This is a genomic window from Bifidobacterium sp. LH_413 (assembly GCF_056357015.1).
The window spans coordinates 245,340-267,090 of sequence record NZ_JBKEVK010000003.1 but is presented as its reverse complement, the minus strand read 5'-3'; the positions used below and the strand labels follow the sequence as shown (position 1 = coordinate 267,090).

At 67.1% G+C, this 21,751-nt stretch carries 13 protein-coding genes and 2 rRNA genes; 10 read left to right on the top strand and 5 right to left on the bottom strand.

Features of this window, described 5'->3' with window-relative positions:
* From AC1AYN_RS07200 to AC1AYN_RS07165, 8 genes are all read left to right on the top strand, one after another.
* Positions 1 to 269: ribosomal RNA gene (locus AC1AYN_RS07200) — 23S ribosomal RNA — on the top strand; the annotation flags it as partial.
* Between the two features lie 170 nt (positions 270 to 439).
* Positions 440 to 556, top strand: a 5S ribosomal RNA gene (gene rrf, locus AC1AYN_RS07195).
* Positions 557 to 971: 415 nt separating this feature from the next.
* Positions 972 to 2,030 (top strand): GNAT family N-acetyltransferase, encoded by a 1,059-nt coding sequence (locus AC1AYN_RS07190; protein WP_476532737.1) that lies wholly within the window; start codon positions 972 to 974, stop codon positions 2,028 to 2,030.
* A 157-nt stretch (positions 2,031 to 2,187) separates the two neighbouring features.
* Entirely contained in the window at positions 2,188 to 2,502 is a 315-nt protein-coding gene (locus AC1AYN_RS07185) for a DUF2469 domain-containing protein (RefSeq protein ID WP_163196996.1), read from the top strand.
* Between the two features lie 274 nt (positions 2,503 to 2,776).
* Positions 2,777 to 5,971, top strand: a complete 3,195-nt coding sequence (locus AC1AYN_RS07180; protein ID WP_476532736.1) for a histidine-type phosphatase — start codon at positions 2,777 to 2,779, stop codon at positions 5,969 to 5,971.
* 228 nt (positions 5,972 to 6,199) lie between these two features.
* The gene (locus tag AC1AYN_RS07175) at positions 6,200 to 7,804 is read left to right on the top strand and encodes an NAD(P)/FAD-dependent oxidoreductase (protein ID WP_476532735.1); all 1,605 of its coding nucleotides are present in this window, start codon (positions 6,200 to 6,202) and stop codon (positions 7,802 to 7,804) included.
* 301 nt (positions 7,805 to 8,105) lie between these two features.
* A complete protein-coding gene (gene rho / locus AC1AYN_RS07170) occupies positions 8,106 to 10,253 on the top strand; it encodes a transcription termination factor Rho (protein ID WP_476532734.1) in 2,148 nt (715 codons plus the stop codon).
* 358 nt (positions 10,254 to 10,611) lie between these two features.
* Positions 10,612 to 11,904 carry an ABC transporter substrate-binding protein gene (locus tag AC1AYN_RS07165; protein WP_476532733.1) on the top strand — a complete coding sequence of 431 codons (1,293 nt, stop codon included), beginning with the start codon at positions 10,612 to 10,614 and terminating at the stop codon, positions 11,902 to 11,904.
* Between the two features lie 265 nt (positions 11,905 to 12,169).
* On the opposite strand, the gene AC1AYN_RS07160 is transcribed toward AC1AYN_RS07165, so the two are convergent.
* The 5 genes from AC1AYN_RS07160 to AC1AYN_RS07140 form a co-directional block, all read right to left on the bottom strand.
* Positions 12,170 to 13,096 carry a glutamate cyclase domain-containing protein gene (locus AC1AYN_RS07160; protein WP_476502706.1) on the bottom strand — a complete coding sequence of 309 codons (927 nt, stop codon included), beginning with the start codon at positions 13,094 to 13,096 and terminating at the stop codon, positions 12,170 to 12,172.
* A 390-nt stretch (positions 13,097 to 13,486) separates the two neighbouring features.
* Positions 13,487 to 15,679, bottom strand: a complete 2,193-nt coding sequence (locus AC1AYN_RS07155) for an acetyl/propionyl/methylcrotonyl-CoA carboxylase subunit alpha (RefSeq protein WP_476532732.1) — start codon at positions 15,677 to 15,679, stop codon at positions 13,487 to 13,489.
* Between the two features lie 184 nt (positions 15,680 to 15,863).
* Entirely contained in the window at positions 15,864 to 18,092 is a 2,229-nt protein-coding gene (locus tag AC1AYN_RS07150) for a 5-oxoprolinase subunit B/C family protein (RefSeq protein WP_476532731.1), read from the bottom strand.
* A 16-nt stretch (positions 18,093 to 18,108) separates the two neighbouring features.
* Positions 18,109 to 18,870 carry a LamB/YcsF family protein gene (locus AC1AYN_RS07145; RefSeq protein ID WP_476502704.1) on the bottom strand — a complete coding sequence of 254 codons (762 nt, stop codon included), beginning with the start codon at positions 18,868 to 18,870 and terminating at the stop codon, positions 18,109 to 18,111.
* Positions 18,871 to 18,902: 32 nt separating this feature from the next.
* Entirely contained in the window at positions 18,903 to 19,775 is an 873-nt protein-coding gene (locus tag AC1AYN_RS07140; protein WP_476502703.1) for a putative hydro-lyase, read from the bottom strand.
* Between the two features lie 220 nt (positions 19,776 to 19,995).
* Between AC1AYN_RS07140 and AC1AYN_RS07135 the strand changes: the two genes are divergently transcribed.
* Complete coding sequence (locus AC1AYN_RS07135) at positions 19,996 to 20,943, top strand: aminodeoxychorismate lyase (protein WP_476532730.1); 948 nt, start codon at positions 19,996 to 19,998, stop codon at positions 20,941 to 20,943.
* A 113-nt stretch (positions 20,944 to 21,056) separates the two neighbouring features.
* Positions 21,057 to 21,503: a chorismate mutase gene (locus AC1AYN_RS07130; RefSeq protein ID WP_084686170.1), complete on the top strand. Its 447-nt coding sequence runs from the start codon at positions 21,057 to 21,059 to the stop codon at positions 21,501 to 21,503.
* The last annotated feature ends 248 nt before the right edge of the window (positions 21,504 to 21,751 follow it).

The following is a 21,751-nucleotide window of genomic DNA, read 5'->3' as shown; positions in this document are numbered from 1 at the left end:
ACTGAGGAGACCTGCCCATAGTACGAGAGGACCTGGGTGGACGAACCTCCGGTACGCCGGTTGTCACGCCAGTGGCACCGCCGGTTGGCTGCGTTCGGAAGGGATAACCGCTGAAAGCATCTAAGCGGGAAGCCCGCTCCAAGATAAGTATTCCCAGGGAACTACGGTTCCTGAGACCCCCCATGCAGAACACGTGGTCGATAGGCCGGACGTGGAAGCCCCGCGAGGGGTGGAGCCGACCGGTACTAACGGGGAAGCGCGACACACATTCATCCCCTCCTATAGGGGACGGCATCAACCTCTTCTGCGGATCATACGCGACACGGAGCAACCGTGACGTCACAACCCAAACGATCAACAGCGTCCACCATCCGGTCCCCGAACCACCAGCCCGAGGGACTGCGGAACCCCACATGGTTCCCTCCCACAATTGAAGATTTGCGGCGGTCATAGCCCAGGAGAGACGCCCGGTCCCATTCCGAACCCGGAAGCTAAGACCTGGCACGGCGATGGTACTGCACCCGAGAGAGTGTGGGAGAGTAGCACGCCGCCGCATCCACACGATAAGAAAGGGCCCTTGGTCGAGCACAGCTCCCAAGGGCCCTCACGCATATACGCCAAGACACACACGCGCACGAGCGCCCCCGCCGGCGGGGGCTCCTCACGCCCCGCACGCGTCACCCCCTCAGCCCGCCTCCGGCGGGCAGCTCCCCCTCACAGGGGGAGCAGAGGAGGAACCACAACAACAGGTGACGGACCCCCTCAGCCCGCTTTGCGGACAGCTCCCCCTTGGAGGGGAAGCAAAGAAGATGCAGGGGAGCAAAAAGGCGACACCAAGAGGGAGCACAAGAAGAAGGAGTGCTCAGGGGGTTTTCAGGGTTTATGCAGACGAGTACGATAGTTTCGTCAATGATTGGCTTCAACGAGGCGATGCCGATCAGGCGAACGAATGCGAGGGAATGGACAAGGAAATGACTGAGCACACGGAAGCATCGGTGACCGAGCCGCGGCGAGACCTGCCGGAGCTCATCGTGATTCCGCCCATCCGCGGCGAAATGGTGCACCTGCGCCCCGCCACCGTGGAGGATCTGCCCAAGCTCGACGAGCTCGAGGCCTTCAGCGGCGCCACCAAGATTACCGGCAAGGACGAGGCCGCCGAGCGTGCCGTCGTGCACGCGTGGGTCCGTCGTTCCGTCGCATGGACGGAAGGCCAGGCCCCCAGCGAATCCGGCGTGGGCGACCCGGAATCCCGTCGCACGATGGCATGGGCGCTGCTCACCGACGCCGACCATGACGCCGATCACGAGGTCGACGCCGCGGCCACCGGCAACGTCATCGGCATGATCTTCCTCATCGACATCGACGGATGGTCCCGGTCCGCACGCATCCAGGTCATCCTCGGCAAGGACTACCGCGGTCGCGGCTACTCGCGCGACGCGATGCCGCGCGTCATGACCTACGGCTTCGCGCCCGAACCCGCCGGCCTCGGCATGCACCGCATCTGGGTGGCCGTGCCCGAACAGAACTCGCGATCCGTGTCCGTCTACCAGTCGCTCGGCTTCGAACCGTCCGGCACCTCGCGCGACGCGCTGTGGGATCCGGCGAGCGGCAAGTACCAGGACCTCATCGTCATGGACACCCTCGTCGACGAATACGATCCGATTCGCTCGCTCGACGCGTTCGGCATGCACGTCATCGAGGACAATCCCGGCGTGAAGGAGGCGCTGAGCGCGCGTGAGCACTCGATCGCCATCCAGCAGCGTCGACGCGACGGCGCCGATGCGGCGGACGGCGCGACACGCGCCGACGACGCGACCGCGCCGAGCCGCGACGACGCACACCACATGACGCCGGACGAGGCGCGCGAACGGCTCGGACTGCCGCCGAAACAGGCGGAAGCGGCGGGAACGCACGCCGGCGAGACGGACGAGGAAAGCAACTGGCCGTACGGTCAGAGCGAACGCAAGACGTCCAAAGAGGCGTGGTGGCGCACGCTCGGCCGCGGGCGCAAACGCGAATCGGAAAAGTGACGCGTCGCGCCGGGAACCGCCGCCGGCGGCGGAACGGCGCAAAGGGCCGGGCTATCGGTACAGTGGTAGCCGGTAAAGTACGACCGACAGGACGGGCCGCATCGGCGACGGGAACGTCGCGATGCGGCCATTGGTTTGAGAAGGACAAGCGATAGACATGAGTGCCGAGGATCTCGACAACTACGAAACCGACGCCGAACTGGCGCTGTACAAGGAATACCGTGACGTCATCAAGCTGTTCACCTACGTGGTGGAGACGGAACGCCGCTTCTACCTGGCGAACAAGGTGGACTTCAACGTGCGTTCCGCCGGGCAGGACGTGTACTTCGACGTGCAGCTCACCGATGCGTGGGTGTGGGACGTGTACCGTCCGAGCAGGTTCGTGAAGAACGTGCGCATCGTGACGTTCAAGGACGTCAACGTGGAGGAAGTGCAGAAGTCGGACATCGACATTCCGGACGATATCCACTGATTCTGAGCGAGTGCGGCCGGACTGAGCGGGGTCTACCCCTCAGTCGGCTTTCAGCCGACAGCTCCCCTGCAAGGGGAGCCGAGAGATGGCGGCTCGAGATTTGAGCGGGACGGGATGCCCCCTCAGTCGGCCTGCGGCCGCCAGCTCCCCCTGAAGGGGGCGCAAGGGAGCGGGGAAGGACGTCATCCGGCGTTCATGCGGGGGTGGGGGAGAGTTCAGACGGTTCACCTCGCCGACGCGTGTCCCGTTCGATTTGCCCCGATAGAACGGGGGCATGCGTATAGAGAGAATCCATAGGGGAATCATAGGTTCCGTCGCGGGTCTCGCCGCGTTGGCCACGCTGATGGCCGGCGGCGTGACCGCGCCGATCCCGTCCGCCGCCGCGTTGTCCGGCGACGGCCAGTACTACAGCAGCAAGCAGCCGTACGTGGCGCCGAGCGACGAGATCATCGCCGCCTACAGCACGGCCCCGGCCGGCTACGAGCCGATCTACACCGAGTCGATGGCCCGCCACGGCTCGCGCGGCCTGTCCAGCTACAAGTACGACGCGTTGCTCAAGAAGATGGCCGAGGCCGCGGCCAAGGACGGCGGCTTCAAATCCGACGCCATCCGCGACGAGTTCATCGCGAACCTCGACGCCATCACCGCCGCCAACGTGGAGAACGGCTATGGCATGCTCACCGGCCAGGGCGCCGACCAGCATCAGGGCATCGGCGCACGCGCCTACCAGCGCAACAAGGCGCTGTTCGACGCCGCCGCGAAGAGCGGCGACGACGCGGCCATCGCCTACCAGACGTCCGGCGAGGCGCGTGCCACCGAATCCGGCGAGAACTTCGCGCGCGGATTCGACCAGGCATCCGGCGGCGAGCTCAAGGACAGCACCGTCACGCCCGCGGACCCGGCCGGCACGACCGGCGAGGCCGCCAAATTCGACAAGACGCCCAACACCCTCTACTTCCACAAGAGCGAGAACCCGGACAGCACCACGAAGACCGGCGACGCGCTGAAGATCGCCCAGGAGTACGAGGACTTCGTCGCGAACGACAAGACCATCGCCGGCGCGGAGGACACGATCGCCGCCGATCCGCAGCTCACCCAGGCCGCCCACGACCTGCTCTCGCGGATCTTCACCGACGACTTCCTGAACAAACTCAAGGCCGGCGACTACACGTGGTACAACACCGCCGACGGCACCAAGGGCGGGGCCGTCAACTGTGCGCCCGGCGCCGATCCGGCCAAGGACGCCGACGCGTGCGGCGAGGCCAAGAAGAAGATCGCCTCCGAATACGACGCCGCGATGGACCTGTACAACCTGTACATCATCGCCGCCGACATGAAGAACGAGAACACCGGAAGCCACACGTTCGACTTCGACCAGTACTTCACCGGCGACCAGGCCAAGGACGCCGAGCTGTTCGCGTGGGCGCTCGACGCCGAGGACTTCTACGAGAAGGGCCCGAGCCGCGCCGGCCAGAACGAGACGTACAAGATCGCGCAGCCGCTGCTCGACGACTTCTTCAACGCCATCGACAAGCGCGTTGCCGGCGGGAAGACCGTCGCCACGTTCCGCTTCGCCCACGCCGAGACGATGATGCCGTTCGCCGCGCTCCTCGGCCTGCCCGGCTCCACCCAGCAGGCCCCCGACAGCACGACCGACGTGTACACCTACGCGAACAACAAGTGGCGCGGCGAATCGGTCACCCCGATGGCCGCCAACGTGCAATGGGACGTGGTCGCCAAGCCCGGCAACGATCCGAAGACCGGGCGCGCCTACACGCCGCTCGTGCGCATGCTCTACAACGAGACCGAGATCCCGTTCCGCGACGAATGCATGCCGATCGCCGAAGGCTCCCACTGGTACAAGCTCACCGAACTCAAGACCTGCCTCAACGCGGACCAGAACGGCAAGCACAACACCCTCGGCGACGCTGCCCGCCTGACCGACGGGTCCAACCCGCTCGTCGGCCTCACCTCCGAATTCGGCACCTACTGGCAGGCACCGCAGTTCAACGACGACGGCACGCTGAAGAGCGCCGGCAAGGTGCTCAACAAGCAGGTGCTCGCCGAGAACGACGAGAAGGTCGTGGCCATCAACCACGCGGCGGCCCAGGGCGCCACCAAGGACACGCCCAGCCCGCAGCAGCAGCGCGCCCTGTCCGACCGCGACGCCGACCATGACGTGGCCACCGCCTTCAAGGACGGCTTCGGCCCCGTCATCGGCGAATACTTCGCCGAAGGCTACAACGACGGCAGCCTCAAGGACGTCGCCGACATCATGAACGGCAACGGCTGGTCCGGCAACCCCGCCAAGAACGTCAACCAGTCGCCCCGCCCCTATGTGGACGACCGGTCCACATGGGCGCCCATCAAGGACGAGACCACCGGATACAACGCGAACACCGGATCCAACGATCTCGCCGGACTGGCCAAGCGGCTCGACATCACCAAGGTCCCCACCAACGCCGACGGCAAGGCACTCGGCTCCGACGGCAAGCTCCACTCGCCCGACTACCCGAAGAACTCCTATGAGGGCTCCTTCCCGTCCGGGCACACCAACAAGGCGTACTCGCGCGGCGTGGTGCTCGCCGTCATGGTGCCGCAGCTCGCCCCCGAGATCCTCGCCCGCACGTCCGAAGCCGGCAACAACCGCATCGTGCTCGGCGTGCACTATCCGCTCGACGTGATCGCCGGCCGCATCGGCGGCCAGGCGTCCGTGGCCGAGTACATCAACGCGCATCCCGACGAGTTCCGGGCCGCGTCCAAGGAACTCACCGACTACCTCACCGCGCGCTGCAAGGCCGACGGGCATGGCGACACGCTCGACCGGTGCATCGCGAACACGGGCGCCGGCTCCTCGCACGGCTACACGAACGCGTTCACCGACGAGGTCTCCACCAAGCCGGTGACCGACCGCGCCTCCGCGCTCGCCGCCTACCAGGCGCGCATGACCTACGGCTTCCAGCGCACCACCGCGGCCGGCAAGACGTTCGCCGCGCCGCAAGGCGCCTCCGCGCTGCTCGCCGCCGCCTATCCGACCCTCACCGACGCCCAGCGCGATCAGGTGCTCGCCAAGACCGCCATCGACTCCGGATATCCGCTCGACTCCTCGTCGCAGGGATGGCAGCGCATCGACCTCGCGCTCGCGCTCAGCGCCAAGGTCTCGGTGAACCGTTCCGGCGACGTCGTGGCCGTCGATGCCGCCGACAAGCCGTCCGTCGTGACCGTCGCGGACGGCGGCAACAGCGGCAACGGTCAGCAGTCCGGCCAGAACAGTCAGAACGGTCAGCAGAACGGTCAGTCCGGCCAGAGCAAGCCGCAGAACCAGGCTTCCGGCAGTCGCAAGTCCGTCGCGCTGTCGCGCACCGGTGCGGATGTGTCCGGAGCCGCGTGGTTCGCCGTCGTGGCGACGGCGTTGGCGCTCGCCGGCGTCTCGATCCGCCTGTGGCGCGATCGTCGGGTCCGTCGCTGACGGTGTGACGGTACCGGCGTGAGGATGCGGCCGTCTCGTTCCTGCGGACGAGACGGCCGCATCGTTTGTCGTGTGGTTTCGCCGTTTGCCGTTTGCCGTTTCGCCGCGACTTCCGTCACGTCGTGGCGACGATGATGGGGATGATTCTGTGTGCATCCGCACATGCGCGGCGTGCGGTTCCGGGCGCTCCGGTAGGATATGCGTGATTTTTGTTATAAGGAGATGAACGTGACCGACAAGCAATCCGTGGTGATCATCGGCGGCGGCCCGGCGGGCCTGACCGCGGCATGGGAGCTCATCAAGGACGGCGGCGCCGACAAGTATGACGTCACCGTTCTGGAGGAGACCCGCGAATTCGGCGGTATCTCGCGCACCGTGAAGCATAACGGCAACCGCATGGACATCGGCGGCCACCGTTTCTTCTCGAAGGACGACCGCATCATGGACTGGTGGAAGGACGTCCTGCCGCTGCAGGGCGCGCCCTCCTACGACGACAAGAAGCTCGGCCGCGAGCACGACATGGAGCCGGGCGGCCCCGATCCGGAGAAGGAAGACAAGGTGATGCTCAAGCGCCACCGCGTCTCCCGCATCTACTGGAACCGCCACTTCTTCGACTACCCAATCTCCCTGAGCCCCAACACGCTCAAGGCGATGGGCTTCAAGCTGACCATGGTCGCCGGCTTCTCCTACCTCAAGTCGATGATCCACAAGCTGCCCGAGGACAACCTCGAGAACTTCTACATCAACCGCTTCGGCCGCAAGCTGTACTCGATGTTCTTCGAGGGCTACACGGAGAAGCTGTGGGGACGCCACCCCTCCCAGATCTCCGCCGACTGGGGCGCGCAGCGCGTCAAGGGCCTGTCCATCCTCGGCGTGCTCAAGAACGCGTTCCAGAAGCTCATGCCCAAGAAGCGCTCCAACGCCGAAGTCGAGACCTCCCTCATCGAGGAGTTCTGGTACCCGAAGTACGGCCCCGGCCAGCTGTGGGAGACCGTCGAGCACAACTGCGAGGCCGCAGGCGTCAAGGTCGTCACCGACGCGAAGGTCATCGAGGTCCGTCAGGACGGCGGCCACATCACGTCCGTCGTGACCGAGGACTCCGAAGGCAACCGCAACGAGCTCACCGCCGACCAGTTCATCTCCTCGATGCCGGTCAAGGACCTCGTCAACGCAATCGACGCCGGCCGCGAATCCGTCGACGGCACGCACGCCCCCGCCGACATGGTCGAAGTCGCCAACGGCCTGCCGTACCGCGACTTCGTGACCGTCGGCCTGCTCGTCAAGCACCTGCGCCTCAAGAACACCACCGACATCCCCACGCTCGGCACCCCGCAGATCGTGCCGGACTGCTGGATCTACGTGCAGGACCCGGGCTACAAGGTCGGCCGCCTCCAGATCTTCAACAACTGGAGCCCGTACCTCGTCAAGGACGTCGACAACACCGTGTGGATCGGCCTCGAATACTTCTGCGAGGAAGGCGACGCCTTCTGGAACATGAGCGAGGAGGAGGCCACCAAGTTCGCCATCGCCGAGCTCACCCGCATGCACGTCATCAACGGTCCCGCCGACGTGCTCGACTCCCACCGCGAACGCGTCAAGAAGGCGTACCCCGCCTACTTCGACACCTACTCCCGCATGGACGAGCTCGTCGAATACCTCGACGGCTTCGGCAACCTCTACTGCGTCGGCCGCAACGGCCAGCACCGCTACAACAACATGGACCACTCCATGGCCACCGCCATCGAGGCCGTCGGCAACATCAAGTCCGGCAAGACCTCGAAGAAGAACGTGTGGTCGGTCAACACCGACAAGTCCTACCACGAACAGAAGTAGTCGGTAAGGCGTGTTCTGCATAGCCCCCTCGGTTTTCCGAGGGGGCTTTTGCATGTGACCCCCTCAGTCCGCTTCGCGGCCAGCTCCCCCTGAAGGGGGCGCGGAATATTCTGCACGGTTCTTTCCGCAGGGGTGCGGAATCGGCTTTTGCGTTGGTCGGCTCGACGTTGTAGAGTGAGTGCAGTTCGCGGGCATTGCATTGCGGCGAACGTTTCGTAGCGGCCAAGGCCGCAATCACATTTCAGGCGCGTGCCGGTGCGGTATGCCGTAACGGTGGGCGCTGTGGAAAGGTAAGAACACCGTGGCCAATAGCCAGAATCTTGAGGATATGAAGCTGCCGGAGCTCAAGGAGCTCGCCAAGCAGATGGGTCTGCGCGGCACGTCGACCATGCGCAAGCCGGAGTTGCTCGCCACGCTGCAGGCGGCGCGTTCCGGAGGTGCGGCTCCCGAAGGCGTCACCGTGCGCGCTCCGAAGAAGACCACGAAGTCCTCCGCCAAGACCGCCGCCAAGAGCGCGAAGACCGCGGCGAAGTCCGACGAGCAGCCGGCCGCCGCGACCGAATCGAACGCGGCCGAACAGGCCCCCGCCCAGACCGAGGTCCCCGTCGCCGAGTCCGCGACGAATCATGAATCCGCCGAATCCGCCCAGACCGAGGCCCAGCCGGCCGCCAAGACCGCGGAATCGCCGATCGACGCCATCGACTTCCCCGCGCCGAAGTCCCGTCGCAGCGCGCGCAGGAACGACGACGAGGATCGTCCCGCCCGTCGCGACCGCCGCACCAACGCCGCGGCCGACACGCCGCTCATCGACACCACGCACCTGCTCGACACGCTCGACCTCGGCAAGGCGACCGAGGAGCCGGAGCATCCGCGCGGCCGTCGCCACACCATCGACGAGAACGGCGACGAGATCATCGTCGCGAACGTGCGTCGCCGTCGTCGCCCGTCCGAGGAGAAGGAGCCGCAGGAGGAGGTCGTGCGCGATCTCGACGACATCCTCGCCACGCTCCCCACGCAGGACAACGCCCCGCGCAAGGACGACGAGGAGGAGCCGCGCCGCGGCCGGAACGACCGCAACATGCGCGGCGAGCGTCGCGACCGCGGCGACGCGCGCGACGATCACGCGGATCGTCGCGGCCGTCGCCTGCGCGGTCGCGGACGCGACTTCGACGATCGCGACGACCGTCGCAACAACCGTGACGACCGTCGCGACGCCGATCGCGACGTGCGCGACCTGCGGTTCGACGATCGCGGCGACCGCAACATGCGCGGCGACCGCGACGCCCGCGGCGAACAGAACGACCTCGTGCCGGTCGCCGGCATCGTCGACGTGCTCGACTCCTACGCGTTCGTGCGCACGTCCGGCTACCTGCCGGGCCCGAACGACGTGTACGTCTCGATGGGACAGGTCAAGAAGTACGGCCTTCGCAAGGGCGACGCCGTGCACGGCGCCATCCGCGCGCCGCGCGAAGGCGACCGTCGCAACCAGCGTCAGAAGTTCGTGCCGCTGCAGTCCATCGATTCGATCAACGGGATGACCGTCGAGCAGGCGCTGAACCGCCCGCAGTTCAGCAAGCTGACACCGCTGTACCCGCAGGAGCGACTCAAGCAGGAGACCACGCCGAACAAGCTGACCGGCCGCATCATGGACATCGTCTCGCCGATCGGCAAGGGCCAGCGCGGTCTGATCGTCTCCCCGCCGAAGGCCGGCAAGACGATCACGCTGCAGAACATCGCGAACTCGATCACCGCGAACAACCCGGAAGTCCACCTGATGGTCGTGCTCGTGGACGAGCGTCCGGAGGAAGTCACCGACATGGAGCGCACCGTGCAGGGCGAGGTCATCTCCTCGACCTTCGACCGCCCCGCCTCCGACCACACCACCGTCGCCGAACTCGCCATCGAACGCGCGAAGCGACTCGTGGAGCTCGGCCAGGACGTGGTCGTGCTGCTCGACTCGATGACCCGACTCGCGCGCGCCTACAACATCGCCGCGCCCGCCTCCGGCCGCATCCTGTCCGGCGGCGTCGACGCGCAGGCCCTGTACCCGCCGAAGAAGTTCTTCGGCGCGGCCCGCAACATCGAGAACGGCGGCTCCCTGACCATCATCGCGTCCGCGCTGGTCGAAACCGGCTCCAAGATGGACGAGGTGATTTTCGAGGAGTTCAAGGGCACCGGCAACATGGAGCTGCGTCTGTCGCGCGAACTCGCCGACAAGCGACTCTTCCCGGCCATCGACATCAACGCGTCCGGCACGCGCCGCGAAGAGCTCATCACCGCGCCGCAGGAACTGCCGGTCGTCTACCGACTGCGTCGACTGCTCGGCGGCATGGAGCCCGAGCAGGCGTACCAGACGCTCGTGCCGCGCCTCAAGAAGACCGCCACGAACCGCGACTTCCTCGCCGCGATTGTGCAGCAGACCGGCGGCGGCTCGGTTAACGGCAACTGAGTTAGGGAGCCGGTCGGCTGGGTTGCTGGATTGGCCGGTCCTGCCGGTTCTGAACCGCCGGTGACTACCCCTCAGTCCGGCTGCGCCGGCCAGCTCCCCTGACAAGGGGAGCCGAGGACATCGTGAGCCCCGTCCGTGACGATTGTTACGGACGGGGCTCGTTCGTTTCGGGGGGATTACCGGTGAGCGCACCGCGTTTCCGCGGGTTTTCGGGCGTCACCGGGCGGTTACACGGGAACAATGCGGCCGAATCACGCGCCTCGTACCGTCGGGAACCAAGATTCAAGCGAACGGTTCATACGAATCATCAAGCGGGAATCCCGACATCACGAAGCATAGAGAGGAACGTGATGAGGCTATGAAGCAGGCACGAACGAAGAACACGACGCATACGAGGATCATGGCGTTGACGGCGATGGTCGCCGCCGCGGCGATGGCGCTGGCCGGCTGCGGCTCGGCCGGCTCGGGCGATTCGGGCGCGAGCGGGTCGGGCGGCGCGAGCGGCGGCTCCGGCGCGTTCCTGGCGGCCGGACTGTTCCCGTCCACCGGTTCGATGGCGTACATCGGACCGTCCAACGTGGCGACGTTGAAACTCGCCGTCGACGACATCAACGCGGCAGGCGGCGTGCTCGGCAAGGACGCGTCCGGCACCACCGCCGACACGTCCGACGCGGACCACGCCGACCAGAACACGGCCGCCGCGCAATCCGTGCTGAGCAAGAACCCGTCCGTCGTGATCGGCCCGCCGTCCAGCTCCGTCGTCAAGAACAGCTACAAGCAGGTGACCGCGGCCGGCGTGCCGATGATCTCCAACGGCGCCACCTCCACCGCGTTCAGTGGACTCAACGACCTCTTCTTCCGCACGATTCCGCCGGACACCGTGCAGGGCGCCGTGCTCGGCCAGGTCATCGCCCAGGCGGGCGTGAAGAACCTCGCCATTACGGTGTTCAACGACGAATACGGCACGTCGCTGCGTGACGTCGTCGTCAAGACCGTCGAGAACGCGGGCGTCAACGTCGTCTACGGCGAGAAGGACACGTTCGATCCGACCGAGACGAATTTCTCGTCGATCGCCACCGCCGTGAAGGCCGCCAAGCCGGACGCCGTGCTCGTCATCGCGTTCGACCAGACCGTCTCGCTCGTCAAGGCGCTGAAGACCGCCGGCATCGACACGCACAAGCTGTACATGACCGACGGCAACACCGTCGACCATTCCGACGACTTCGAAGCGGGACTGCTGGAAGGCACCGTCGGCACCATCCCCGGCGCGCATCCGACCGACGAGTTCCAGGCGCGCGTGAAGAAGATCGACCCGAAGGTCAAGGACTTCACCTACGCGGCCGAGACATACGACGCGGTGATCCTCGCCGCGCTCGCCGCGCAGAAGGGCGGCGCGACCGACGGCAAGACCGTGGCCAAGAACCTGCCCGCCGTGTCCGGCGTGGGCGGCGGCGAGAAGTGCGACTCGTACAAGGCGTGCCTCGCGCTGCTGAAGGACGGCAAGGACATCCAGTACAAGGGCCAAGCCAGTATCGGACCGTTCAACAACGCGCACGACCCGTCCACCGCGTCGATCGGCATCTACAAGTTCGACGCGAACAACAAGCCGGTCTTCGACCACGCGCAGGAAGGTTCCGTGCCGAAGGCGTGAGTCGGGTGATCGCAGTCGCGGGAAGTTGCGCGTTCGCGGTGATGGACCGCGAGTCCGCAGCGACGAAGAGGCGGTTTCCGGGTGATTCCGGGAACCGCCTCTGTCGCGTCTGGGGGTACGGGAGACCCCCTCAGTCGGGCTTCGCCCGCCAGCTCCCCCTGCAGGGGGAGCAAGAAAGCCGGAATGTGGCGTATACACGATTCCTTTGCGCCCCCTTGAGGGGGAGCTGTCCGCGACGGCGGACTGAGGGGGTGAAGACGCGCGCTCACGCCGCGAGGGCGCTGAGGGCGTCGATCTCGGCGTAGTAGCGGTCCGGGTCGAGACCGTCGACGGTGGCGACGTTGGTCATGTGGACGCCGTCGAGGCCGCCGTGCGCGACGATCGTCGCCAACGTCTCGCGATGCCACGCGGACTTGAGATACGGGTCGATCGCCGGCTGTCCCATCGCGCGCATCGCGCAGACGAGCGCGTGCGCGCCCCAGTTCGACGTTCCGGACACGATGAGCTCGTCCGTCGCCACACGGCACGCGATCTTCTCGCCATGGTCGACGACGCCCTCGATCGCGTATTCGGCGACGCGGCCCATGCCGATCTCGTTGCCGCCGTCGCCCACGCCAATCGTGTGCAGCTGCAGCTGCGTGAGCCGGCTCAGCGGCGCCGTCCACTCGGTGATGTCGATGCCGCGCATGTTGCGCGGATGGCCGTCCGCCGCGGGTCCGACGCGTTCGATGTAGATGATCGTGTCGATGTCGTTCGCCTTCGCCAGATCGATGACGCCGTTCATCCATCCGTCGAACCTGTCGCGCACCGGCGCGATGAGGATATGGTCGTCCGGCAGCATCGTCGCCGCGCTCGGACGGATCACCGATTCGCAGCAGTCGTCCGTGACGAGCCACGCGTCGCCGCCGATCGCGCGCAACGCCATGCACACCTCCAACGCGCCCAGCGGTCCGTCGGTTTCGGCGGCCGGGACCTGGGCCTTCGGGATATAGAAGCCGGTGACGACGAGCGCCTTGGCCGGTTTCCCGGTGACGAGCTGGCGCGCCGCGCGGAACAGGTCGCCGCGCGAGAACGTCATCAGCGTCTCCGAGCCGCGGCCCACGTCGCGGCTCGCCAGGTTCGCGATCTTCGCGATCCGCGGGTAGAAGCGCCAACTCGCGAGGTTCGCGATTGAAGCGGTATTGCTGTCCATGATGATTCCCTTCTCTTTGTGGTGTGCACGGAGCCCCCTCAGTCGGCCTGCGGCCGCCAGCTCCCCCTCAAGGGGGCGCAAGGCAGCAGCATGTCCCTCCGAGAGGCGGCGGCCCCGCCGGTTGCGGCGGCCTCGTTTCTCTGCGCTCCTCAGGGGCGCGATGTTGGCGAGCGAGCCTGCGCCGCCGGCCCGGCTTCGTTCCTCTGCGCCCCCTTTCAGGGGGAGCTGTCCGCGATAGCGGACTGAGGGGGTGCCTACGGTTTCGGCCCCCTCTGACGAGGGGGCTCCCGGCGAAGCCGGGTGGGGGAGAGATAGCTGGTACGTTACGTTCGCGGTATCTCTCCCCCAGTCCGCTCCGCGGACAGCCCCCTCGTCAGAGGGGGGCCAAGGTCAGCGGACCTCGCCTAATTGGCCGTCGAAGGCGACGGAGTCGCCGGGTTTGGCTTGCTGGTGGACGGTTCCGGCGATGGGGGCGTCGATTTCGGTCTCCATCTTCATCGCCTCGACCACGACCACCGGATCGCCGGCGGCGACCGTCGCACCGTCATCGGCGAGCCAACGGACCACCGTGCCGGTGATCGTCGAACGGATCGCGCCGGCCGGTCGCGCATCGGCACCGGGCGCGCCCGCGGTACCGGCGATGCCAGACGCGGGTGCGGCGGAACCCGCGAGGCCGCTCGCACCATTTGCGCCGCCGACGCCCGCGAGCGTCGCGGCGAGCGCGGCGGGCAGGCCGAGCCGCATGCGTCTGCCGTCAAGTTCGATCCATGCCGTGACCGGTTGCGGCGCGACGCCGCGCGCGCCGGGTGCGCCGGACGCGAGCGTCGCGGCGTCCGTGCGCGGCAGCAGGTCCTCCTCGATCCATCGCGTGTAGACGCGGAAACAGTCGGGGGAGGGGGCGGCATCACGTGCGCCGCCGGTATCACGGGAGTCGCGGGTGATGGTGGTGGTATCACCGGAATCGCGCGTGACGACGGTGGTATCACGGGAGGTGCGCGTGGTGGCGTTGGTATCACCGGAGTCGTGGGTGACGGCGCTGGTATCACGGGAGTCGCGGGTGACGGTGGTGATATCGCCGGCGGGCATCGCGGTGAAATCGGGGTCGTTGATGACTGTCTCGTCGAACGCCTTGACCGTCGGAACGCCGTCGATCTTCAGCTCGGCGAGGGCGCGACGCGCGCGTGCCAGGCACGCGGCGCGCGTCGGCGCCCACACGACGAGCTTCGCCAGCATCGAATCGAACTGGTCGGGCACGATCGAACCGGCCTCGACGCCCGTATCGAACCGGATGCCGGGACCGCTCGGCGCGCGCAGACCGTCGATCGTGCCGGGGAACGGGACGAATCCGCGCGATGGGTCCTCCGCATTGATGCGGAACTCGATCGCGTGACCACGGGAGGGGAAGGCGGGAGTTCCGGCGGCGTCGGCTGCGGTAGGCGTGCCGGCTGCGGTAGGCGTGCCGGGCGTGGCGGTCGCGGTAGGCGTATCGGTCACGGTGATCGTGCCGACGGGCGGCAGACCGGCGTCGGCACGGGCCCGCGCGACGATGTCCGCCACGGACTCGCCCTCGGCGATCGCGAACTGCGCTGCCACCAGATCGACGCCGCTCGTCATTTCCGTGACCGGATGCTCGACCTGGATGCGCGTATTCACCTCCATGAACGACATCGTGCCGTCCGGATCGACCAGAAACTCGACCGTGCCGGCGCTCGTGTACCGCGCGCGCTCGCAGATCGCGACCGCCGCGCGCTTGAGCCGGTCCTCGGTCTGCGGCGCGAGGAACGGGGCGGGCGCCTCCTCGATGAGCTTCTGATTGCGGCGTTGCAACGAGCAGTCGCGCGTACCGACCGCGACCACGCGGCCATGCGCGTCGCCGAGCACCTGCACCTCCACGTGACGTGGGCGGGCGAGGAAGCGTTCGATGAAGCAGTCGCCGTTGCCGAACGCGACCTCCGCCTCATGCGTGGCCGAGACGAACGCCTCCTCGACGTCCTTGAGTTCGTGGACGACCTTGAGGCCGCGCCCGCCGCCGCCATACACGGCCTTGATGGCGAGCGGCAGACCATGCTCGCGGGCGAACGCGACCACCTGCGCCGGGTCGTGCACCGGTTCCGTCGTACCCGGGGCCATCGGCGCGCCAACCTCGGCGGCGATGCGGCGCGCCTCCACCTTCGAACCGAGCATGCGGATCGTCTCCGGGCTCGGGCCAATCCACGTAAGTCCGGCGTTGATGACGGCCTGCGCGAAATCCGCGTTCTCGGAAAGGAAGCCGTAGCCGGGGTGCACGGCGTCCGCGTGGACCTTGTTTTTCGCGATGTCGACGATTTTCGCGATGTCGAGGTAAGTGTCCTTCGAGGTCGCGCCGTCGAGCGCGTAGGCCTCGTCGGCGAGATGAACGAACAGGGCGTCCGCGTCCGGGTCGGCGTAGACGGCGATGGCCGTGCGACCCGTGTCATGGCACGCGTGGATGATGCGCACCGCGATCTCGCCGCGGTTCGCGACGAGGACGCGGGAGAGACGGGGGCGGGTTGGTGTTGGTGTGGTGGGTGTGGCTGTGGCTGGTGGGGTTGACGTGGTAGACATCGGAAGGTGCTTCTTTCGCGGGGTGTACGTGGACGTGTGGATAGGGTGTACGTGGACGTGGACGTGTGGATAGGGTGTACGTGGACGTGGGCTGGTGCTGTGGGCGGAATCGGCCCCCTGACGAGGGGCCATCCGCGAAGCGGACTGGGGGAGAGACCGGCTGACCAGTGCGGTGGTCTACCCCTCAGTCCGGCTTTCGCCGGACAGCTCCCCTGTCAAGGGGAGCCGGGCCGTGGGTGGGGGTGTTGATGACGAAGCGGACCTGGGCGCCGGGCGGGAGCTGGCCGGCGGTGGCGAGGGCTGTGCGGGTGAGCACGGCGATCACCGGGTAACCGCCGGTCACCGGCTGGTCGCGCAGGAAGATGAGCGGCAGCCCGTTGCCCGGCACCTCGATGCTGCCGGGGACGGTTGCCTCGCTTTTCAGCTCGGCATGTGGGTCTCGGCGTTCGATGATGGGGGAGCCAGAGGATACGGCCGGCGCGGTGGGTGCGGCTGACGTGTGCGGCGCGGACGATGGGATTGGCCCCCTCTGTCGAGGGGGCTGTCGGCGAAGCCGACTGGGGGAGAGCACGGCCGGTACGGCCGATGTATCGGCTGGTGTGGAGGCTGCCGCTGGTACGGAAGACGGTGCGGCGAGGCGGAGGCCGACGCGGTTCGACTGGGCGGTGACGGTCCACGTGGTGTCGAGGAACGTGGCGATGCCGGCGTCGGTGAACCAGTCGTCGCGCGGGCCGAGCGTGACGGCGAGCTTGGTGGGGGCGGGTGCGGCAACGTCAGTGCCGGCGTTGGCGGCGGCGCGCGGCAGATTATCCGGCCACGGCTGGGGCAGTCCGATGGTAGCGATGGGGCAGGGGAGTCGGGAGAGGGGATTGACGGGGAGGAGATCGCCGGGCTTGAGCGGGGCTGGACCGATGCCGCTCATCGTGTCGGTGGAGGCGGAATCGAGAATCGTGGGGACTGCGAATCCGCCGCGCACGGCGATGTAGTCGCGCAGGCCCGCGGCAGGGGCGCCGATCGTCACGGTCTCGCCGTCGCGCAGCAGGAACGCCTCCTGACGGGTGATGGGGAAGGCGGGCTCCGGATTGCGGCGGATGCCGGTCCGACGACCATCCTCACCCGGCTTGTGCCGGGAACTTTTGTCGGTATTGGCGTGCGTGAAGGTGATGGTGATGGGGGCCGGGGCGCCGGTGACAGCGATGGTGAGGTCGCCGTGGGCGGTGAACGAGGCATTGCCGGCGGTCAGCTCGATGACCGGGGTGTGCGCGGGATTGCCGACCAGCTCGTTCGCCAGATGGAAGGTCCGCGGGTCCGCCGCGCCCGAACCGGTGACGCCCATTTCGGGCGCGTTGCGGCCGGCGTCTTGGAACGTGGCGAGAATGCCGGGATTGACGACTTCGAGGGCGGCAGGAGTGGCAGATGCGGTGCCGGCGGGACTGACCAACCGACCACCCCCACCCGCTCCGCGGGAGCCCCCGCCAGCGGGGGCGGAGAAAGGGGCGTTGTGCATGGCCGAGCCGTCAACGTGCATGGTTGAGCCGTCAACCTGTACGGTTGAGGCCGCATCGTGTAGGTTTTCCGATGCGACGTGTAGGTTTTCCGGCGCAACGTGTGGGGTGTCGTGCTGAAGAGCGTGCTGGATCGTGGCTTCGGCGCGCGTGGGCGTGAAGCGGACGGTGTCGCCGGGGCGGAGGAGCGCGGGCGGATTCATGGCATCGTTCCACATCGGAACAGAGGTCCTGCCGATGAGCTGCCAGCCGCCCGAACTGGCTCGCGGGTAGACGCCGGAGAACGTACCGGCGAGCCCCACCGACCCCGCAGGAACGGCCAAACGCGGCGCTTTTCGGCGTGGCACGTCGAAGATCGGGTCGCCGTCCACGAGGTAGTCGAAGCCGGGCGCGAACCCGCCGAACGCGACCTTCCACGGGTGCCCGGAGTGCCGCGCGACCACCTGTTCAGGGCTGATGGCGAGCAATTTGGCAACGTTCCCAAGGTCCTCGCCGTCATAGACGACCGGAATCTCCACGACCCGCGCATCACGGGTCTTCAGCACCCCACCGTGCAGGTTCGTGATTTTCGACTGCAGGATACTTCGGAAATCCTGCACGTTTGCCCCCAAACCATGCACATTCATCGGCGAACCATGCACGTTCGCACGGGAACCATGCACGTTCGTCGCCGCAATCGCCGCAATCAGCGGGTCGAACGCCACATACACCGTGCGCGCCGCCGGCAGCACCGTCGTCACCCCGTCGAAAGCCGCCGCTTCGATCGCCGCGTACAGTTCCAGCGCGGCGTGTAGATCGGCGCATTCGACGATCATCGCCGTTTCGCCGCAAGGCAGGAACCGCAGCGCGTCGGGATCCGTGGCGTCGGCCTCCATACCGGTCGCGGCGTCGGTTCCAGCATCGGTCATCGCGCTCACCGTCCCCTCACGCCGCGAACGGACGAATCGTCACGCCGTCGGCGGTGAGGCGCTCGCGGACGGCCTTCGCGAGCGCGACGGCGGCCGGCGAGTCGCCGTGCACGCATACCGAGTCGGCGTGGATCGGCACGATCGTGCCGTCAATCGCCTCGACCGTGCCGTCGGTCACCATGCGCGAGACGCGCGCGGCGACCGCGTCCGGATCGGCGATGACCGCGCCCGGCAGGCGACGCGAGACGAGCGTGCCGTCGGGCGTGTACGCGCGATCGGCGAACGCCTCGCGGAACACGCGCAGTCCGGCGGCCTCGGCCACGCGGCCCACCACGGAACCGGGCAACGTAAGCAGCGCGAGTGCGGGGTCGACGGCGCGGATCGCCTCGACCACCGCACGCGCCTGCGCTTCGTCGGTGACGATCCGGTTGTAGAGCGCGCCGTGCGGTTTCACGTACCGTACGCGCGTGCCGGCGGCCTTCGCCATACCTTCCAGCGCGGCCAGCTGGTACATCACGTCCGCAGTGAGTTCGTCGGGAGTGTCGTCGACGTATCGGCGGCCGAATCCGGCGAGATCGCGGTAGGCGACGTGCGCGCCTACCGCGACGCCGTTCGCCGCCGCGTTTCCCAGCGTGCGGCGCATCACGATCGGGTCTCCGGCGTGGAAGCCGCAGGCGATGTTCGCGCTGGAGACGACGGTGAGCAGTGATTCGTCGTCGCCGAGCTTCCAGCGTCCGAAGCTTTCGCCCATGTCGCTGTTCAGATCGATGGTGGTCATGTCCGTATCCGTCCTTTCCGATCGCGCGTGGCTCACACCATGTAGTCGAGGTCGCGTTTCGAGGTGATGAGCATGTGGCCGGGCGCGTGGGTGATCGCGAATGGCGGTTTCGAGGCCATCGCGGCGGCTTGCGGGGTCACGCCGCACGCCCAGAAGACCGGCACGTCGCCGTTTTCGAGAATCGGGGCGTCGCCGTAGTCGGGGTGCGTGAGGTCGGTGACGCCGATCGCCGCCGGATTGCCGACGCATACGGGCGCGCCGTGCACGGACGGGTAGTAGCCGGAGATGCGTACCGCGTCGGCGACCTGCGTGGACGGGATGCCGCGCATCGAGACGACCATGTTCGCGTGGAACGCGCCGGCCGGGCGGCAGGCGATGGACGTGTCGTACATCGGCACGTTGCGGCCGGCGGTGATGTGCCGCACCGGCACGCCCGCCTCCATCAGCGGGAATTCGAACGTGAAGCTGCATCCGATTACGAACGTGACGAGGTCGTCGCGCCAATAATCGGTGATGTCCGGCACTTCGGCGACGAGCTTGCCGTGCTCCCACACGCGGTACAGCGGCACGTCGGTGCGGATGTCCGCGCCGGGGCAGGTGGCCGGCTCGGTCTCGCCCGCCTCCATCACCTCGAGCAGCGGGCACGGTTTCGGATTGCGCTGCGCGAACAGCAGGAAGTCGAAGGCGAGATCCTTCGGCAGGATCATCAGATTCGCCTGCGCGTAGCCTTTCGCGATGCCGCAGGTCGGGCGCACGAGTCCGTCGCGGAAGGCGAGGCGTGCGGTCTCCGGGGTGGAATCGGCGTTCAGTGCGGGTGCCGGGTCGTCGGCGGTTCCGGCGGTTTCCGTGGTTTTCTCGGTGTTCTCGGTTTCCGTGATTCCGGTCTTGTCTGCGATTGCGGTCATGACATCCCCCATTCCTGTGCTGTCCGACACGATACGGTCGTGTCGCGTTACGGTTCATGTCCGTTTGTGACTGTTGCATTTCGACCGTGCTACGCGGCTTGTTCCACATGAAACAATCCGCGGTTAGGTTGGGCGCGGATAACGGAATCCGGCGGATGGGCCCGGCATCGGGCCCGATGGCGGGACGACAGGACGACGGAATGGAAGGGAAGAGAACGAGATGAGTTCGATCGTGCTGGGAATGGGCAACGGCAAGGCGATGTTCGGCGACGAGAAGGTGAGCGACGCCGATCTCATCACGCTGGTCGACCCGAACGGGCTCAACATCAATGCGTTCGATCTGAGCGTGCTGCGCGGCGACGGCATCTTCGAGGCGACGACCGTGTGGAAGGGGTACCCGGTCTCGCTGGAGAACCATCTGCGTCGTCTCGCCCAGTCCGCGGCGATGGTCGACCTGCCCAAGCCGAACTTCGACGCGATCACGCGCGGCGTCGAACAGGTCATCGACGCGTACGACGACCCCGAACCCGGCCCGCTGCTGCGCATCATCGTCTCGCGCGGCCTCGATCCGGACACCGGCGTGGGCAAGGCGTCCGACCGCACGCCCACCGTCTTCATCTTCCTTGATGCGAAGGGCACGCTGCACGAGACCGACCCGATCACGATGGCCTCGATGACCCGCGGCTACCCGTCGGACACCACCGAACGCGCGCCGTGGCTGCTCAACGGCGCGAAGACGCTCAGCTACGCGTTCAACTGCGCCGTGCACCGCGAGTGCGCGCGCCGCGGCATCGGCGACGCCGTGCTCTACACCGAGGACGGCTACACGCTCGAATGCCCGAACTCGTCGATCGTGGCACGCTACGGCGACACGTTCGTGACGCCCGACCCGTCGATCGGCATCCTCAACGGCACGTCGCAGCGCGAACTGTTCGCATGGGCGCGGCAGGAGGGCAAGTCCATCGAATACCGCAAACTGCCGATCGCCGAACTGCGCGAGGCCGACCGACTGTACATGACGCACGGCGGCTGGATCATCCCCGTCAACGAGCTCGACGGCCGCACGCTCGACTATTCGGCCGACGAGATCGCCCAGGCCAACGAGGCGATCCACACCGGCCGCACCCACGACGACGCCCTCACTATCGGCCCGGACTACCGGTACTGAGGGTTGAGGGTTCCGGCTGTTCGGGGATTCTGCGCCCCCTTGAGGGGGAGCCGTCCGGCGCACGCCGGACCGAGGGGGTGCCCCGACAGTCCGGTTGGAGTAAGGTAGCTCGTATGACTGAAACGACGAGCACGACCGCATCCGAAGACGGCGGCGACTGGCTGAGCGCCACCGTCACCCGCAATCCCGGCGAACACGCCACCGTCATCGACTCCGCGAAGGCCGCGGAGAATCCCGAGACCGCCGAAACCGTGGCGAAGATCAAAGCGCTGCGCCAGTCCATCGACAACGTGGACACGGCCATCGTCTCCCTGCTCGCCGAACGCTTCAAATACACGTCGCAGGTGGGCGTGCTCAAGGCGCGCGCCGGCTTCGCGCCCGCCGACTACAAGCGCGAGGACTACCAGATCGAACGCCTCCACCGCATCGCCGTGGCCGCGGGTCTCGATCCGGACATCGCCGAGATGTACCGCGAATTCGTCGTCACCGAGGCGAAGAAGCGCCACCAGCGCATCGCCGAGGCCGGGGGAGACCCGGGCGTGCTGGACGTCTTCGCCTGATCTCTCCGTTTCCCCAGGCGGCTGCGCCTGATTCCATTCGACTATGCGACGGCCGAGTGCACTCACCGGTCGACTATATTTACTGACGTACGCGCGATGAGGCCGCGACACCATGCCGGTGCGCGGCCTTTCGCGTGAGAAGACGGAACCATACGACACGCGGGCGCCGGGAATCCGGTACAAGGATTCCGGCCGCCGGATTCCCGTGGGAGGATGCCGGTAACGGGACGCCGGAAACGGGAACGTCG

Coding starts and splice junctions, on each gene's coding strand:
- AC1AYN_RS07190 (WP_476532737.1), top strand. CDS start 972: ATGACTGAGCACACGGAAGCATCGGTGACCGAGCCGCGGCGAGACCTG.
- AC1AYN_RS07185 (WP_163196996.1), top strand. CDS start 2,188: ATGAGTGCCGAGGATCTCGACAACTACGAAACCGACGCCGAACTGGCG.
- AC1AYN_RS07180 (WP_476532736.1), top strand. CDS start 2,777: ATGCGTATAGAGAGAATCCATAGGGGAATCATAGGTTCCGTCGCGGGT.
- AC1AYN_RS07165 (WP_476532733.1), top strand. CDS start 10,612: ATGAAGCAGGCACGAACGAAGAACACGACGCATACGAGGATCATGGCG.
- AC1AYN_RS07160 (WP_476502706.1), bottom strand. CDS start 13,096: ATGGACAGCAATACCGCTTCAATCGCGAACCTCGCGAGTTGGCGCTTC.
- AC1AYN_RS07155 (WP_476532732.1), bottom strand. CDS start 15,679: ATGTCTACCACGTCAACCCCACCAGCCACAGCCACACCCACCACACCA.
- AC1AYN_RS07150 (WP_476532731.1), bottom strand. CDS start 18,092: ATGACCGATGCTGGAACCGACGCCGCGACCGGTATGGAGGCCGACGCC.
- AC1AYN_RS07145 (WP_476502704.1), bottom strand. CDS start 18,870: ATGACCACCATCGATCTGAACAGCGACATGGGCGAAAGCTTCGGACGC.
- AC1AYN_RS07140 (WP_476502703.1), bottom strand. CDS start 19,775: ATGACCGCAATCGCAGACAAGACCGGAATCACGGAAACCGAGAACACC.
- AC1AYN_RS07135 (WP_476532730.1), top strand. CDS start 19,996: ATGAGTTCGATCGTGCTGGGAATGGGCAACGGCAAGGCGATGTTCGGC.
- AC1AYN_RS07130 (WP_084686170.1), top strand. CDS start 21,057: ATGACTGAAACGACGAGCACGACCGCATCCGAAGACGGCGGCGACTGG.